Origin of the sequence: Novosphingobium mississippiense, from assembly GCF_044029535.1 — a bacterium.
Lineage (GTDB): Bacteria > Pseudomonadota > Alphaproteobacteria > Sphingomonadales > Sphingomonadaceae > Novosphingobium.
In genome coordinates, this window is the sequence record NZ_CP147001.1 from 884,088 (window position 1) to 897,739 (window position 13,652).

The 13,652-nt window shown below is 60.6% G+C and carries 11 protein-coding genes and 1 pseudogene; 4 read left to right on the forward strand and 8 right to left on the reverse strand.

The features are described from left to right. The first annotated feature begins 167 nt into the window (after positions 1-167). Positions 168-899: a Crp/Fnr family transcriptional regulator gene (locus WBP06_RS04175; RefSeq protein ID WP_395332141.1), complete on the forward strand. Its 732-nt coding sequence runs from the start codon at positions 168-170 to the stop codon at positions 897-899. A 268-nt stretch (positions 900-1,167) separates the two neighbouring features. Here the strand turns inward: WBP06_RS04175 and WBP06_RS04180 are convergent, their stop codons facing one another. The 3 genes and pseudogenes from WBP06_RS04180 to WBP06_RS04190 form a co-directional block, all read right to left on the reverse strand. Further along, on the reverse strand, positions 1,168-1,815 hold the full coding sequence (locus WBP06_RS04180; RefSeq protein ID WP_395332143.1) for a glutathione S-transferase family protein: 648 nt from the start codon (positions 1,813-1,815) through the stop codon (positions 1,168-1,170). A gap of 877 nt (positions 1,816-2,692) precedes the next feature. Then, positions 2,693-3,532, reverse strand: coding sequence for a formate/nitrite transporter family protein (locus WBP06_RS04185; RefSeq protein WP_395332145.1), 840 nt, complete (start codon positions 3,530-3,532; stop codon positions 2,693-2,695). Between the two features lie 722 nt (positions 3,533-4,254). Next, a pseudogene (locus WBP06_RS04190) lies at positions 4,255-5,016 on the reverse strand (IS5 family transposase). Positions 5,017-5,188: 172 nt separating this feature from the next. On the opposite strand from WBP06_RS04190, the gene WBP06_RS04195 reads away from it, so the two are divergent. Next, complete coding sequence (locus WBP06_RS04195; RefSeq protein WP_395332147.1) at positions 5,189-5,416, forward strand: hypothetical protein; 228 nt, start codon at positions 5,189-5,191, stop codon at positions 5,414-5,416. A gap of 10 nt (positions 5,417-5,426) precedes the next feature. Here the strand turns inward: WBP06_RS04195 and WBP06_RS04200 are convergent, their stop codons facing one another. From WBP06_RS04200 to WBP06_RS04220, 5 genes are all read right to left on the reverse strand, one after another. Then, on the reverse strand, positions 5,427-6,170 hold the full coding sequence (locus tag WBP06_RS04200; RefSeq protein ID WP_395332149.1) for a hypothetical protein: 744 nt from the start codon (positions 6,168-6,170) through the stop codon (positions 5,427-5,429). Positions 6,171-6,350: 180 nt separating this feature from the next. Continuing rightward, a complete protein-coding gene (locus WBP06_RS04205) occupies positions 6,351-7,913 on the reverse strand; it encodes a hypothetical protein (RefSeq protein WP_395332151.1) in 1,563 nt (520 codons plus the stop codon). A gap of 46 nt (positions 7,914-7,959) precedes the next feature. Continuing rightward, the gene (locus WBP06_RS04210) at positions 7,960-8,397 is read right to left on the reverse strand and encodes a GtrA family protein (protein WP_395332153.1); all 438 of its coding nucleotides are present in this window, start codon (positions 8,395-8,397) and stop codon (positions 7,960-7,962) included. Between the two features lies 1 nt (position 8,398). Then, positions 8,399-9,979: an NAD(P)/FAD-dependent oxidoreductase gene (locus WBP06_RS04215; protein ID WP_395332155.1), complete on the reverse strand. Its 1,581-nt coding sequence runs from the start codon at positions 9,977-9,979 to the stop codon at positions 8,399-8,401. Positions 9,980-10,548: 569 nt separating this feature from the next. Then, positions 10,549-11,442: an AraC family transcriptional regulator N-terminal domain-containing protein gene (locus WBP06_RS04220; protein ID WP_395332157.1), complete on the reverse strand. Its 894-nt coding sequence runs from the start codon at positions 11,440-11,442 to the stop codon at positions 10,549-10,551. Positions 11,443-11,610: 168 nt separating this feature from the next. Between WBP06_RS04220 and WBP06_RS04225 the strand changes: the two genes are divergently transcribed. Then, positions 11,611-12,555, forward strand: a complete 945-nt coding sequence (locus tag WBP06_RS04225) for an SDR family NAD(P)-dependent oxidoreductase (RefSeq protein ID WP_395332159.1) — start codon at positions 11,611-11,613, stop codon at positions 12,553-12,555. 77 nt (positions 12,556-12,632) lie between these two features. Continuing rightward, positions 12,633-13,619, forward strand: coding sequence for an aldo/keto reductase (locus WBP06_RS04230; protein WP_395332161.1), 987 nt, complete (start codon positions 12,633-12,635; stop codon positions 13,617-13,619). Positions 13,620-13,652: the final 33 nt, after the last annotated feature.

Sequence of the window (13,652 nt, forward strand, 5' to 3'; positions counted from 1 at the left end):
TCAAGGCTCCGGTAAAACACGAAAATCGTCGTGCGGAAATCGAATTCGCCTCCGGGCGCCCCACCGTGGTCGGGTGAGTTATGCGTGCTGGTAACATTGGTCCGGTGAGGCGTCTGTCCACTAGTGCACCGACCGTTTGCGAATTGCAGACTTTGTGAGGAGAAGGCATGTCGACCCCCACACCGGACGATTTGGCTAACAACGCGCTGCTGGCGACTTTGAGCGATGCCGACCGCCTTCGCCTCACACCGCACATTCTTGTTTTCGATCTCGATGCCAATCATGTGCTGCAGCACGCGGGTGACGAAGTTACCGATACTTGGTTTCCCTGCGGTCCGGCCATGGCGGCTTTTTGCGTTGTTACTAAGGAAGCGACAGCCGTCGACGTGGCTCTCGTGGGACGGGAAGGCGCGGTCGGTGGAATAGTTTCCAACGGTCATGTGCCTGCGTTCGCCACCGCACAGGTCCGATATGGCGGGCGCTTTCTTCGCATCAAGACCGCCGCGTTGGAGCAAGCCAAGCTGGACTCACTGACCCTTCGCCATTGGTTTTCCCGGTACTCTGATTGCCTCCTTGCCCAGGTCTTCCAGACGGCGGCGTGCAATGCGACGCATACAATATCGCAACGGACCGCAAAGTGGCTGTTAGCGGCCGTCAGCCGAACGCATGGATATCGCTTTGAGATGACCCACGAGCAGCTTGCTGAAATGCTCGGGGTTGGGCGCTCCTTCGTCACTCGCGTCGTTACGCGTTTGCGCGATGCCGGAACTATCGAGACGAAGAGAGGGGTATTCATCATCAAAGACGAGCAACGCCTGCGACGGGCGGCGTGCGACTGCACGACGATGATCGAGGATCATTTCGACACGGTCATGCATGGAATTTATCCCACGGACTGATACGCATCAGGTGCGTGGGGAAGCCGTGTTTGACCCGGCCGATCGCCAAGTCTGGCCGTGAAGAGAGGGGCAGTTCGCCGGCAACGGACACAGGATGGTAGCCAGTTCTAGGTACAAAACGGTGGTGTCGCATGTCGACCCAGAACCGGTCTTCCGCTCGGTTAAAGTCTGGTTTTACGGAAGCTGCCTGCAGAAGCGGACGATCGGCGACACGCCGGTTGCGGTTAGTTTTCCTGACTCGAGTCCCAGATATTCGTTGACGAGGCCATCAAGCCGCATCTGCCGCAGCGAAGTGTGCGATCTGGTTGTCATATGCTTTCAGGAAGGCTGGTCGAGCCGTCGCCCGAACGACGTAGCCGAGGCAAGCGGGATACTCTTCGAGCCCATCGAACCTGTGCACCTGCCGCAGCACGTCCGCCATCAGCAGGTCGGCAACGGTGAAACGACCGGCGACCAGCCACTCGCGGCCGGCCAGCACCCCTTCCATGCGTTCGAGTCTGGCTTTCATGAAGTCATCGATGAATTTCGCCTCGGGCGATTGGCCCGGAAAGCCCATGAAGCGGAACAGCGCCCACGGCTGGCTCGGCAGGTCCACCGAATTGAGCGCGGCAATAACCCATTCCAGCACTTCGGTCCTCCCGCGTGAATCCGTGGGCATGAGCACGGGGCTCTTCTCACTGAGGTGCAACAGGATCGCGCCGCTCTCGAAGATTGTGAAGTCCCCGTCGGTCAGCCACGGAACCTGGCCGAAGGGCTGCGCCGCGAAATGGTCGGGGCCGCGATCTCGAAATGGAGTACTCTCCACCCGATAGGGCAGTCCGGCCTCTTCCAAGGCCCAGCGCACCCTCAGATCGCGCACCATGCCCCGCGGCATCTCGGGAACCCAATCGTAGGTCGTGAGGATCAACTCGCTCATTCGCTATCTCCAAGGAATACGGGAAGCTTCTGATAGCCCGAGAAGGACCGGCGGATCAGAAACCCGCATTTAAACTCCGTTTCGCCTATGGCGACTTTGTTACAAAAAAGCGCGGTCTTGCATCCTAACGACGCCGACCGTTCCACGCTGCCGGCAGAATCCGGCCTTGAATGTCCGCTTCCGCTTATTTCGGACGTCAGCTATTCGCTGGGCACTTGCGCGCTTAAAAAGAGCCCCGGTGGTCTCATGGCAGGGACCACGCGGGGCTCAAGTCAGTCGCAATGTGGTACCACATGAGGTAAGAGGTACCGCAATAGTATTGATTGTGCGGGTAAGTCGTGGCAGTTCCCTGCTGTGCAAATTACCGGTGCGATATCAGATGGCGTAAAAGCGAAATTAAGCCCCGCAATATGAAAAATTGCGGGGCTTATTGAGTTTGATGATCGGGGGATTCATCAATTATCATTGACATCCTGCGGGATCCAAGACGCCAACACCTGGTAGTTAATTACCCCAGCAGCGAAAAGGTTCCATCGCTCCGACGTCGGGGATTATGGGAGCGAATTGGCACCTCGGCAACGCCGCTTGTTGGTTGGCGAGCTACTGGAAAATGGAAGGCAAAGAGGCCGCCTTCATCGAGAAGACGGCCTCTAATTCGGTGCGGTCGGGGGTGGGATAGCCGACACCGGAACCTGTCTTGCGGACAGTATCCATTAATATCTCGTAAGGCCGAGTTGTTCCCCCACCCAGTAATGGTATCTTCCCCTCAGCTACGCCAGCACGTCAGGTCACCCCCGGGCCCAATTCCCGGCGTTGTTTGACAGGGAATGGCATCTGGCGGGCGGACCGACTTGGATTGGTGCGGGCTAGGCGTTGCTCAACGACCTAATTCCATCCGAACCTGTGCATGTGCCAACAGCGCAAACAGACCTGTTCCGCCTATTATATTGCCAAGCAGAGCGGGAAAGATAATGCCCAACAGGGCATGCTGGAACGAAATCTCGCCGGCGATAGCTAGAAGCCAGGCCTCACCGGATCCCGCGACCACATGGGCAAAGCCACCCAAAGATATGAAGTAGGTGAATATCACCACTATCCAGAGCTCTTGGCCACGCGCGGAGGGCAGAGCCCACGGCACCGCAGCGATCAGAAAGCCAGCTGGCACCCCTAGCTGAAGCGTTTTTAACCAACTGTGGCTAAGGAGTTTGCGTGATAATTCGAGCATGGCAGCGTGGTGTTCGGGAGTGGTGATCCACTGATGGCCATTAAGGATGGCAATAAATAAGGTGCCCGCCAGGTTCGCGATTAAAACGACGGCCCAGAAGCGTGCGAGCCGCCCCAGGTTCGAGAAACTGGGGTGTGTCGCAACTGGTATAACTGCCGACAACGTGCTTTCCGTAAAAAGTTGGAGACGCCCCAAAATGACAATAAGAAAACCGAGGGTATAGCCGAAGCTCGACACCAGAGGCGCCCAAGAAGTTCTGGGTAGCATTTCCTCGAACAGACTTTGTCCGATGATTGACGCGCTAATCGCCACTCCACCCGCCAAGCCCGACCAGACGAGTGACCACGTTGGCCTTTCCATTTCTTCGTCACCATGGCGCCGGATCACCTCGTGAATGATACGCGCATTGGTCGACGATCGCTCAGCGACCGCCTCGCGTTCCTCGTCGGTGAGGTCGATATCGCGCTCCCGGTCTTCCAGTTCATCTGTCACGAGCGTCCTCCCTTGCACGCTCAATACGTGAACCGGCCCATTCTTCCGCACAAGCGGGCCCAATCAAAATATGTTGTAGCACAAGGATCCGGGTAATTTATGCATGCCTGTTTTTAGGTTTAGTCCAAAAGGCGCAAGAGTGACCCCGACACACTCGGTTTCCATCGGCTCGCTCTAGTCGAGCGCGGTCGTTCAACGGCGGCTAATTGGAATGACTAGGTTTGGGTCGACATCTTCCTGGAAGCTGCCCTGATTGCGCCTTGGAGTCGAGAAATCGCCGAAAAACGACGGAAGCGCCATTATCGAATGGATGAAAAATCCGATCTCGTACTGATAGATGACTTGCCGCCTCCGGCTTGGAAAAGCGCCGTACCGGAAGGCAAATTGAAGCGCCCACCGTAGAGGGCGCGCCGCAATCCTCACCCGGCCTGTTATTCCGCCGATCTCTCGATCGCTGGATCATACGATCGCGTGTCCCATCTCGATCTCGGCCCGGTGAACGCTGAACCCGAGCCGCTCTTAGATCTGCGCGTCAGTAAGGCTCGAAGAGCGTGAGACGGAAGACGGCATTGGACAGATAAAGCGGCGACTGGAACGCTCAGGCGAATCGGCGCCGTTCCGGCTGCTCGTAGTCGGGCCGCGTTTGCGCAAGTACGCCTCGCGGATGCGCTGTTCCAGCCATCAGGCATGTCCGATCATGCTAGGCTGTAGTGACGATTTAACTATTTGAGCCAAAGCATGATGCTGGCGAGTTTGATGAAGCCGAGGAAGTTGGCGGCAAGTTTGTCGTAGCGAGTAGCGATGCGGCGCCATTGCTTGAGCTTGGCGAAGAAGCCTTCAATGCCCCAGCGCTGTTTGTAGGCGATGCGATCATATTCATGCTGATATTTGCGATGGCGGCGGGGCGGGATGACCGGCTCGCCGCCTTGCTCGTAGATGAGGTCATGCAAACGGTCGGCATCATAGGCGCGGTCAGCCAAGACTTTGCCGGCCGGGATGTCGCGGATCAGATCGCATGCGGGCGCCATATCATTCTGCTGGCCGGGGCCGAGTATGAAGCGGATCGGCAGGCCAAGCGCATCGACTACGGCGTGGATTTTGGTGCCGAAGCCTCCTCGAGAACGACCGAGAGCCTGGGCTTGAACGCCCCCCTTTTGACCCGCGCCCCGGCCGATTGGGCCTGAGCACGGATGACGGTAGCGTCGATCGCCAGCCACTCGATATCGGGATCATCGGACACAGCCTCGAAGATCCGGTCGATCACACCTTGTTCGATCCATCGATAGTAGCGACGCTTGGCCGTCTGATACGGCCCGAACCTCTCGGGCAGATCACGCCAGCGACCACCCGAGCGTGCCAACCACAACAAGGCATCCAGGAAGCGCCGGCCGTCGCTGCGCGGGCCACGCTTGCCCTTGCGCCCCCCCCGGCACAAACTCCCGCAGTCGCTCCCACTGATCGTCCCGAAGCACTTCGCCTTCCACACCGGCCTCCAAAACCCAGTGTTGAATCAGAAATACTTTCCGTCGTGAATCCCTGAAATGTCACTACGGCCTAGGCCCTTCCAGAATGTGAGGAGGAAATCGGCCACCATGCGCCTACACTGGCAGCCCGGAAGATTGATTCCTAGCGACGATCCAGGCGCGCAGACCGCTGATGGGCCGCGATGAGCGGGGCGCCCTGGGCAGCGATCGCTACGGCTACGTCGATAAGACACCTCGCGGCGGCTCATTGAGCGTCAGCGCAATGGAGCGCGGCCGTGCGCAGTATGGGCCGGCCGCCGATATGCAGGCATTAAAGGATTTCGGTTCCGGCAAGAGAGGCTCGTGCGGGATGCAGATAAACGCATCACTATCATTGACGAAGCATCATAGAAAAACTTGACGCAGTCGCCCTAGGAAACATCCGTTCTAAGCTGAAAAAGCGGATAATCTGCATCAAACAAATCTTGACGAAAGGCGGGGAAAGTCTCATACAAGCCCAGTGAATCCCATTTCTGATCACAAACATGAAGAATACATTGATGGTAATCAAAAATTAAATTTTCGTACATGATGATAATGTTCAAATAGTTGTATTGGATTTTCGAATCCTGCCGCCCCAGCCAGGATAGCCTAAGTCGCTGACATAGGAGTGCGGCAAAGCGCGGATTTCGGCCAGTAGCCACCGCGTGTAGCCATGAAAGGGGAAAGTCCCCGTGCACACCTGCTCCTAGTTGTTTCCCTGCGGCGCGGTCTTTTATCTCCGCTAAAAGGTCTGCTTTGCCAACGGTGCTCAGGGGTGTCTTCTGCCGCTGCGACCGGTTAGGTCGCGTTGAGCGCGCCAATACCGCGAATGACTGGCAACCGTCGCATACCGATCTTGCCCAGCGGACTCGTAGATGCGCTATTGGCCTTTCGCCTTCCTTCTGACGGGCGGCAAGGCTGCAGACTGCAAAGCTTATGACGCTCTGCTCGCAGGAAACGGCTACGATGCCGACGTCAACCGTGCCGACCTTGGCGAACGGAACATCGAAGCTGTCATCTCGCCCCGACCAGATACTGGCCCAAATTTGTCCAAGTCGCCTAGGTAACTCCGAGGCGGGTAGGACGCTTGGCTGGGCGCAGCCATCAAGTGCAAGAGGCTCCAGTTGTTGCAACGGAAGTTGCGAAAATCACCCATTTCCATGGGCGGGAGCGGCAACCCCACCCTTTTCGCCAAGAACTTTCTGCAAAGTGCAGGTTTCCCGGAATTCGTTCATTTCCGTTGGCGCCGATGCGGCTTCACGTAACGGCCGATTTCGGTATGCCTTTTTGATCCGGGCGCTCGACCCGCGCTGTTATGGCAGGCGGTAACCCCGGCAAGCGGAGGCAGAAGGCTTGGCTGTTTCCCTCAGTCGATAGGCGGCAAAGCTTTCATCGGTCACGGCGGAGGCGAACTGTTTGACCATTTCGGTCGCAGACAGGAATTCGGAAATGTCCGGCAGGGAATAGCGCGTCGTCCAGTTGTAGCCGCTTGCGAATTTGGCGGGTTGGCCCGGCACCGGCGGCCTTTGCAGCAGAATTGCTACCGGCCTTTCGTTGCAGGCACTGAGCAGGCGGGCTGTCTGCGTGATGTCGTGCAAGGAAAGGTCAAGCTTCGCGCCGTGGGAGGTGAAGTGGTTGATCGCGCTGAAGCCGCCCTGCCGAAGCCGCCAGATCGGCGTGTCGGGCGCGTAGTAGGGGAGGGCTTCCACCGCATAGTCGGGGTCGGAAATGGCGATGGCCCCGTGAAGATTCGGGGCGGTGATGAGAAGCTGTGCCAGGTCTTGGGAACGACTGTAGGGCGCCTGCCACTGCAAGGCCGCGGTCATGCCGAACTTGGCCACATGCACTGCCAATAGAACGGTAAATGCGGCGTGCCCGATCGCATTGGCGCGCCTTGCGCGTATTTGGTCGCCGTCCTCCCGATCCCGATCGAGGCGCATCCAGTAAAGCGCGATCAGGTATACGATCCATAGCTCGCGGTGACGATCGCCTGCACCATAAGTGAGCACAAAAAGCAGTGACATGGCGCTCAATGCGCCCAGTGCGGCCAGGATGTAGAACGGGCGCCCCAGCAAAACCAAGGTGGCGCCGACAAGAACCAGAGACACCGGGACAATCGCCAGGAATGGGAATTCCGGCGCAAATCCGACGGCCGGCAGAACTGCCGCGACGAGCAGGCGCGATGCGGTGATCGGCTCCTGGTTCATGGCCGCATCGTTGAATGTTGGCCAGACCGTCAGAATGCACATCATCACGGCGGCGGCCATGCACAGGCCTGCCGGCAATACGCGCCGCGCGAACCATTGCCCGATCCGCTCTTTACCTGGGAAAACGTCGGTCAGCCAGACGCCAAACAGTCCGCCCGCAAGGATCACCGAATGCACGTTCGTCTCGGCCAGCAGGGCCAGAGGAACGACCAGCCAGATACCCCGATCTCTCAGTCGGGGATACGCGGCGGCAAAGGCGAACATCAGCAGCATCGAAATGCCGTAGTTGCGCGCCATCACCACGTATTCCCAGGCGGCGAAGTGGCTGAACACGACCAGGACAAGCGTCAGCGGCCCGAACGGGCTTCGCCACAGCAGCAGGGCCATCGACGCCGACGCGATCGCGAAAGCCACCACCGGCAGCGCGACATTTCCCATGATCGCGTGCCCGCCGCGCAGCAGCAGATACCACAAGAGAGGGTGGCCATCGCCACGCACGCCCCTGAACATATCTATGACGGTGCTTCCCTGGACCGCAAAGCTCATCGCGCGAACTTCATCGCGCCAGAACACATGGGTCAGCACCAGCGGGATCGTAACTGCCAGCCACAGCGCAAACAGCACAAGGCGCGCGCGCGCACCGGCAGATTCCTGGGCCTGCATGGTCATGGCTGCTGCATCAGGGCAGCGACAATGAAACGGGACATGCGGGAGATCAGCCTTCCGCCGGAACTCTGAACACGATCCGCTTACGCAGCAACCAGTTGAGCGTGAAGCTGATCGTCACCGCCAGCACCTTGTTGGCAAGGACGCTGACGCCCAGCGCTGCCGCGGCCGAGACGATGCCGCTGGTAACGGCCAGCCCCAGCAATGCCGAGCTTACGAAAACGACCTTCTGCCGGGTGCGGCCGATCCCGCGTTGGGCGACGCCGCCGTCATTGAACACCGCTCTGCTCAGCAGCAGCCATTGCACGACGATGCCCAGCGAATAGGCCATGGCTGCGGCCAAGCCTGCCGGAACGTCCAGCCGGAGCAGGGCCAGCAATGACCCCATGTCCATTGCCAAGGCGCCGACGCTGGCGATCAGATAGCGCAGGAAGCGTTGATTCCTCAGGAGCGCGCACGCCTCCGCGATCCGCCCGGTGTCCGGCATTTCAGGCCGCCTCGCGCGCAGCCCGTGCGGGCACTTCGCGCAGCGATGCCAAAGCGGCGAGTTGGTCGGCGCTTGGCGCCTGCTTCGGCAGAGAGGTCTGGGCGCCCTCGTTGCCCGCCTCGTGATACTCGGCATCTTCGTTTACACACCAGGTGTCGTAGAGGCGCTGGCCAGCCAGGATGTTCTCCACGGTGAGCATCGCGGTCATCATGGCGTGATCCTGGTTGTTGTAGCGATGCATGCCGTTGCGGCCGACCAGATGCAGCGTGGGATGGCGATCTTCCAATTCTTCGCGCATGGCGGCGACATGGGCGGCGTAATCCTCGTCGTAGACCGGGTATGCCTTTTCCTGCCGCACGACCACGCCGCCGGTCACTTCCGCCGGCGTGCACAGGCCGAGAGTTTCCATTTCGCGGGTGGCGAGGGCAACAAGGTCATCGTCCGCCATGGACCAGAGACCGTCGCCTTCGAAACAGAAATACTCCAGGCCGACGCAGGCCATCTCGGAATCGGGCACCATTTCAGGCGACCAGCTGCGGAAGTTCTGGATGCGACCGACTTGCACCTTGCTGTCGTGGATGTAGATCCAGTTGTCGGGGAACAAGTCCTCCGACCGGATCATCAGCGCAACCGTAAGGAAATCCCGGTACTTCAGGTTGTTCGCGTCCGGTACCGATTGTGGTGCGGGGGCAAGGCAATGGGCCAGATCGCGCATCGGCGCCGAACTGATGACATGCTGGGCATTAATCGAAGTCATGCCAGCGGGCCCCGTCGATTCCATGCACCAGCCATCCTCGCCCAGGTCCACCAGGCGCGAGAGGTTTTGCCCCATCAACACCTGGCCCAACCCGGTTTCCTCGATCTTGCGCCGGGCCGCATCCCACATCATGCCGGGGCCGAAGCGTGGATAGCGGAAGGTTTCGAGCAGGGTCTTGACCGCCTGCCCGTCGTTCGGCTTGCGATTGAGGCCAAGACTGCGCTTGATCCCATCGCTGACGGCCCCCCACAGCGAAAGCCCCTTTATGCGCTGGGCCGCCCAGTCCGCGCTCATCTCGTCACAGGGCATGCCCCAAACCTTCTCGGTATAGGTCTTGAAGAAGATCGAATAGAGCTTGCGGCCGAACTGATTGACCGTCCAGTCTTCGAACGTCGCGACGTTGCGGACCGGAAAAAGCCTGGATTGCACGTAGCTGGCCATGCACAGGGTGGATCGCCACAAGCCGAGGTTGCGCAGCGCTTCGAAGGCGCGCAGCGGATAGCTGTAGAACTTGCCTTCGTAATAGATGCGGCTCATCCGTGGGCGCTGGATGAAATCGTCGGGCAGGATCTCGTTCCACAGATCGACGACCTGCTGGCTTTTGGAGAAGAAGCGATGGCCGCCGATATCGAAGCGGTATCCTTCATGCTCGACCGTGCGGCTGATCCCGCCGACATAGCGGTCATCCTTCTCGATCAAGGCCACGCTGCGACCTGCCTTGGTGAGCAGATAGGCAGCGGTCAATCCTGCCGGTCCGGCGCCGATGATGGCGACATCCACCGTAGCGCTGAAATCGGGTACATCACCGAATGAACGAATCTTCATGTCACCTCCGCAAGAGCGACAAGGTGACTGCTGGTGCCGGAGTGTTTAGACAGGGCTTTACACGCCGCTGTCATCACGCTCGTCTTCATCCCGGCCCCCGCGGCACAATTCGTCGCAAGGGGATATATCGGATAAGAGCGTTAATATTTAATAACTATACCCGAGTGCAGGTATTGAACATCGTCAGCGATCAGGACTTTCGCCAATTGCCGGGCTGAACGCGAAAGCCCACGCGTTCAGCGCCTCTTCCTGATCGTGAACATGAAGTCCGGCGACTTCACTGTGAGGCCGGGCTGCTGTGCTGCACGAACGAAACGATGCGGCACCCGATCCAGTTCTCCGGGGATCGTGCGAAATAGGCCCCTGACGTGCCGCTGATTTTCGCCAACTGGGATACCGAACACTCCCTATCGGGCGCCGCATCCATCTGATCCTTCGCGCGCAGGAGGCGGTGAAGCGGCTTCAGGTCTCGATCGGCTGCAGGCGTCACCGGAATGCCGTCGTCGGCTCCATGATACTCTGGCGGGGCGCCCGGGCCAGTCGCAAGCCCATCAATCGTCAGCGTCCCGCTAGGCGACTTCGTCCGCGAATATCTCGGCCTGACGCAGGCGAACCGCGTCGCGAGCCGGTGGCGCGCCGAACATGCGCGTGTACTCACGGCTGAATTGCGACGCGCTCTCATAGCCGACGGCAAAGCCGGCGCGCGCTGCGTCACTTTGCGCGATCAGCAGACGGCGCGCTTCCTGAAGTCGCAGCGCCTTCTGATACTGAAGGGGGCTCATGGCCGTGGCCTTGCGAAAGTGCCGGTGCAGGGAGGCAACGCTCATTCCGGCCACTTCTGCCAGAATCTCGGTGCGCAGGGGACGATCGAAATTGGTTCGGATCCATTCGATCGCCTGGCGAACCTGGGCGAGGCGCCCTTCGACCCGGGCGGCCTGGCGGATGAGATCGCCCTGCGGCCCCTGCAGCACCCGATAGAGAATCTCGCGTTCGGCCAGCGGCGCCAGAACCGGAATGTCGGCCGGCGTATCGAGCAGGCCGATCAGCCGTGACCAGGCGTCGAGCAGTTGCGGCGTCACCGGGCTTACGGCAAAGCCCATGGTTTCGCGCGATGCCGCGCCGGGATTGCCGGCCATCAGGTCGGCAAGGCACTGCTGGTCAAGCGCAAGGCTGACCGCGACATAGGGCGTGCCGGTCGAGGCTTCGATGATGCAACTCGATGCGGGCAGGTCCACCGAACCGACGAAGTAACTTGCCGTATCGTATCGCAGCTCCCGCTCGCCAATAAGGACGCGCTTCGCACCTTGAAGCACCATGACGACCATCGGGCGGTAGAGAACCGGGCTCGCGGTGGCGGCGGCCTCCTGCGCGACATGGAAACCGACCCGCGGGATCGATGCTGCGGCCGGCGCATCCGCATGGCGGATCGCCAGGTCGCATAGAGCTGTAAGTCGGTCCTGCATGGCTGCGATCTTGGCGTTCCAGGGGCAGGTTGCAAGACGCCTGCCGGGCAATTTGATCGGATCGGGCAAGAAACAGCGCGGAATGGGCGCGGCGCTTGGCATGTTCGTCCCCAGATGGCGCTCACGGCTTCCCGGTCATTCGGGGCAGCGGAGTTTCAGGAGATCAGCATGTCCAAGACATTCGGTGTGCAAACGACCACGGACGAGGTGCTGGAGGGCATCGACCTTTCCGGCCGCCGCATTCTGGTGACCGGCGTTTCGGCAGGGCTCGGGGTCGAGACGGCGCGCGCGCTTGTGGCGCATGGCGCCTCGGTCGTCGGTGCCGCGCGCGATCTCGACAAGGCCCGCGCCGCGACGCAGGCCATCGTCGGCGACTTCGAACTCACCGAACTGGATCTTGCATCGCTGGCAAGCGTGCGCGCCTGTGCCGACCGGTTGCTGGCGGATGGCCGGCCATTCGATATCATCATCGCCAATGCCGGCGTCATGGCACCGCCTTTCGGCCGCACCGCCGATGGCTTTGAAACCCAGTTCGGGGTCAATCACCTTGGTCACTTCGTGCTGATCAACCGTCTGGCGCCCTTGATCGCCGAAGGCGGCCGGGTGGTGAACCTTTCCTCCTCGGGGCACCGGTTGGCCGATGTGAACCTCGACGATCCGAACTTCGATGAAACGCCATACGATCCGTGGGTGGGTTATGGCCGCTCGAAGACGGCGAACATTCTCTTCGCGGTCGAGTTCGATCGCCGGCATCGGGATCGTGGTATCCGGGCGACGGCGGTCCATCCCGGCGGCATCGAGGAGACCGAACTGGGCCGGCACATGAGCCAGCAAGAAATGGACGCGTTGGTCGCCTCGATCAGGGATGCGCAGGAAGAAGGCGTGCCTGCGTTTGCCTGGAAGACGATCCCGCAAGGGTCGGCCACCTCCGTCTGGGCTGCCGTCGTGGCCGATGCCGATGCCATTGGCGGACGTTACGGCGAGGATTGCGGTGTTGCCGAAGTCGTCGAGGGTGAGGGCGTGCGCCCGGGTGTGCGCCCCTATGCGCTCGCTGCCGACCGTGCCGCCGCGCTCTGGGCAAAGAGCGAGGAACTGGTGGGTGAGCGTTTCTGACGACCGTTCCGTCACCCCGCGCGTGCCATCGGCAGGGCGGGGTGGCACATGTGTCATCGATCAAAGGGAGTTCTGGAATGGAAATGCGCAAGCTTGGCTCGCAAGGCCTCGAAGTCTCTGCCCTCGGCCTTGGCTGCATGGGCATGTCGGAATTCTATGCAGGCCGCGATGAGGCGGAATCGATCGCCACGATCAATCGCGCGCTCGATCTCGGCGTCAATTTCCTCGACACCGCCGACATGTACGGCGTCGGCGCGAACGAGGAACTCGTCGGCCGTGTCGTGCGCGAACGTCGCGAGTGGATCGTGGTCGCCACCAAGTTCGGCAACGTGCGGGGCGAGGATGGCAGTTTTCTGGGGGTGAGCGGTCGGCCCGACTACGTTCGCCAATGCTGCGATGCCAGCTTGAAGCGGCTGGGTATCGACGAGATCGACCTCTACTATCAGCACCGGGTCGATCCCGATGTGCCGATCGAGGAAACCGTGGGCGCCATGGCGGAACTGGTGACCGCAGGCAAGGTTCGCTACCTTGGCCTTTCCGAAGCGGCGCCGGCAACGATCCGCCGCGCACACGCGGTTCATCCGATTTCGGCGCTGCAGACCGAATACTCGCTGTTCAGCCGAGAGCCGGAGGCAGAAATCCTTCCGACCTTGCGGGAACTGGGCATCGGTTTCGTACCGTACAGTCCGCTGGGGCGCGGGTTCCTCACCGGCCAGTTCAAGTCGACGGCGGATCTTCCCGAGGATGACTATCGCCGCCATGCGCCGCGTTTCCAGGGCGAAGCGTTTGCCAGGAACCTTGAACTGGTGGCCGAGATCGAGCGGATGGCACGGGACAAGGCGTGTACGCCGGCACAACTCGCACTCGCCTGGGTCCTGGCTCGGGGCAACGATGTCGTGCCGATCCCCGGCACGAAGCGGCGGTCTTACCTTGAGGACAACCTTGGAGCGCTGACCGTCACGCTGGCCGATGCGGACCTGGCGCGGATCGATGAGGTGCTGCCGCCGGGGGCCGCGGAAGGTCTGCGATATGCGGCGCCGCAGATGACGGCGGTGAACCTGTAACCGGAAGCCCACCGCGCGGCGTTCAAATTATAG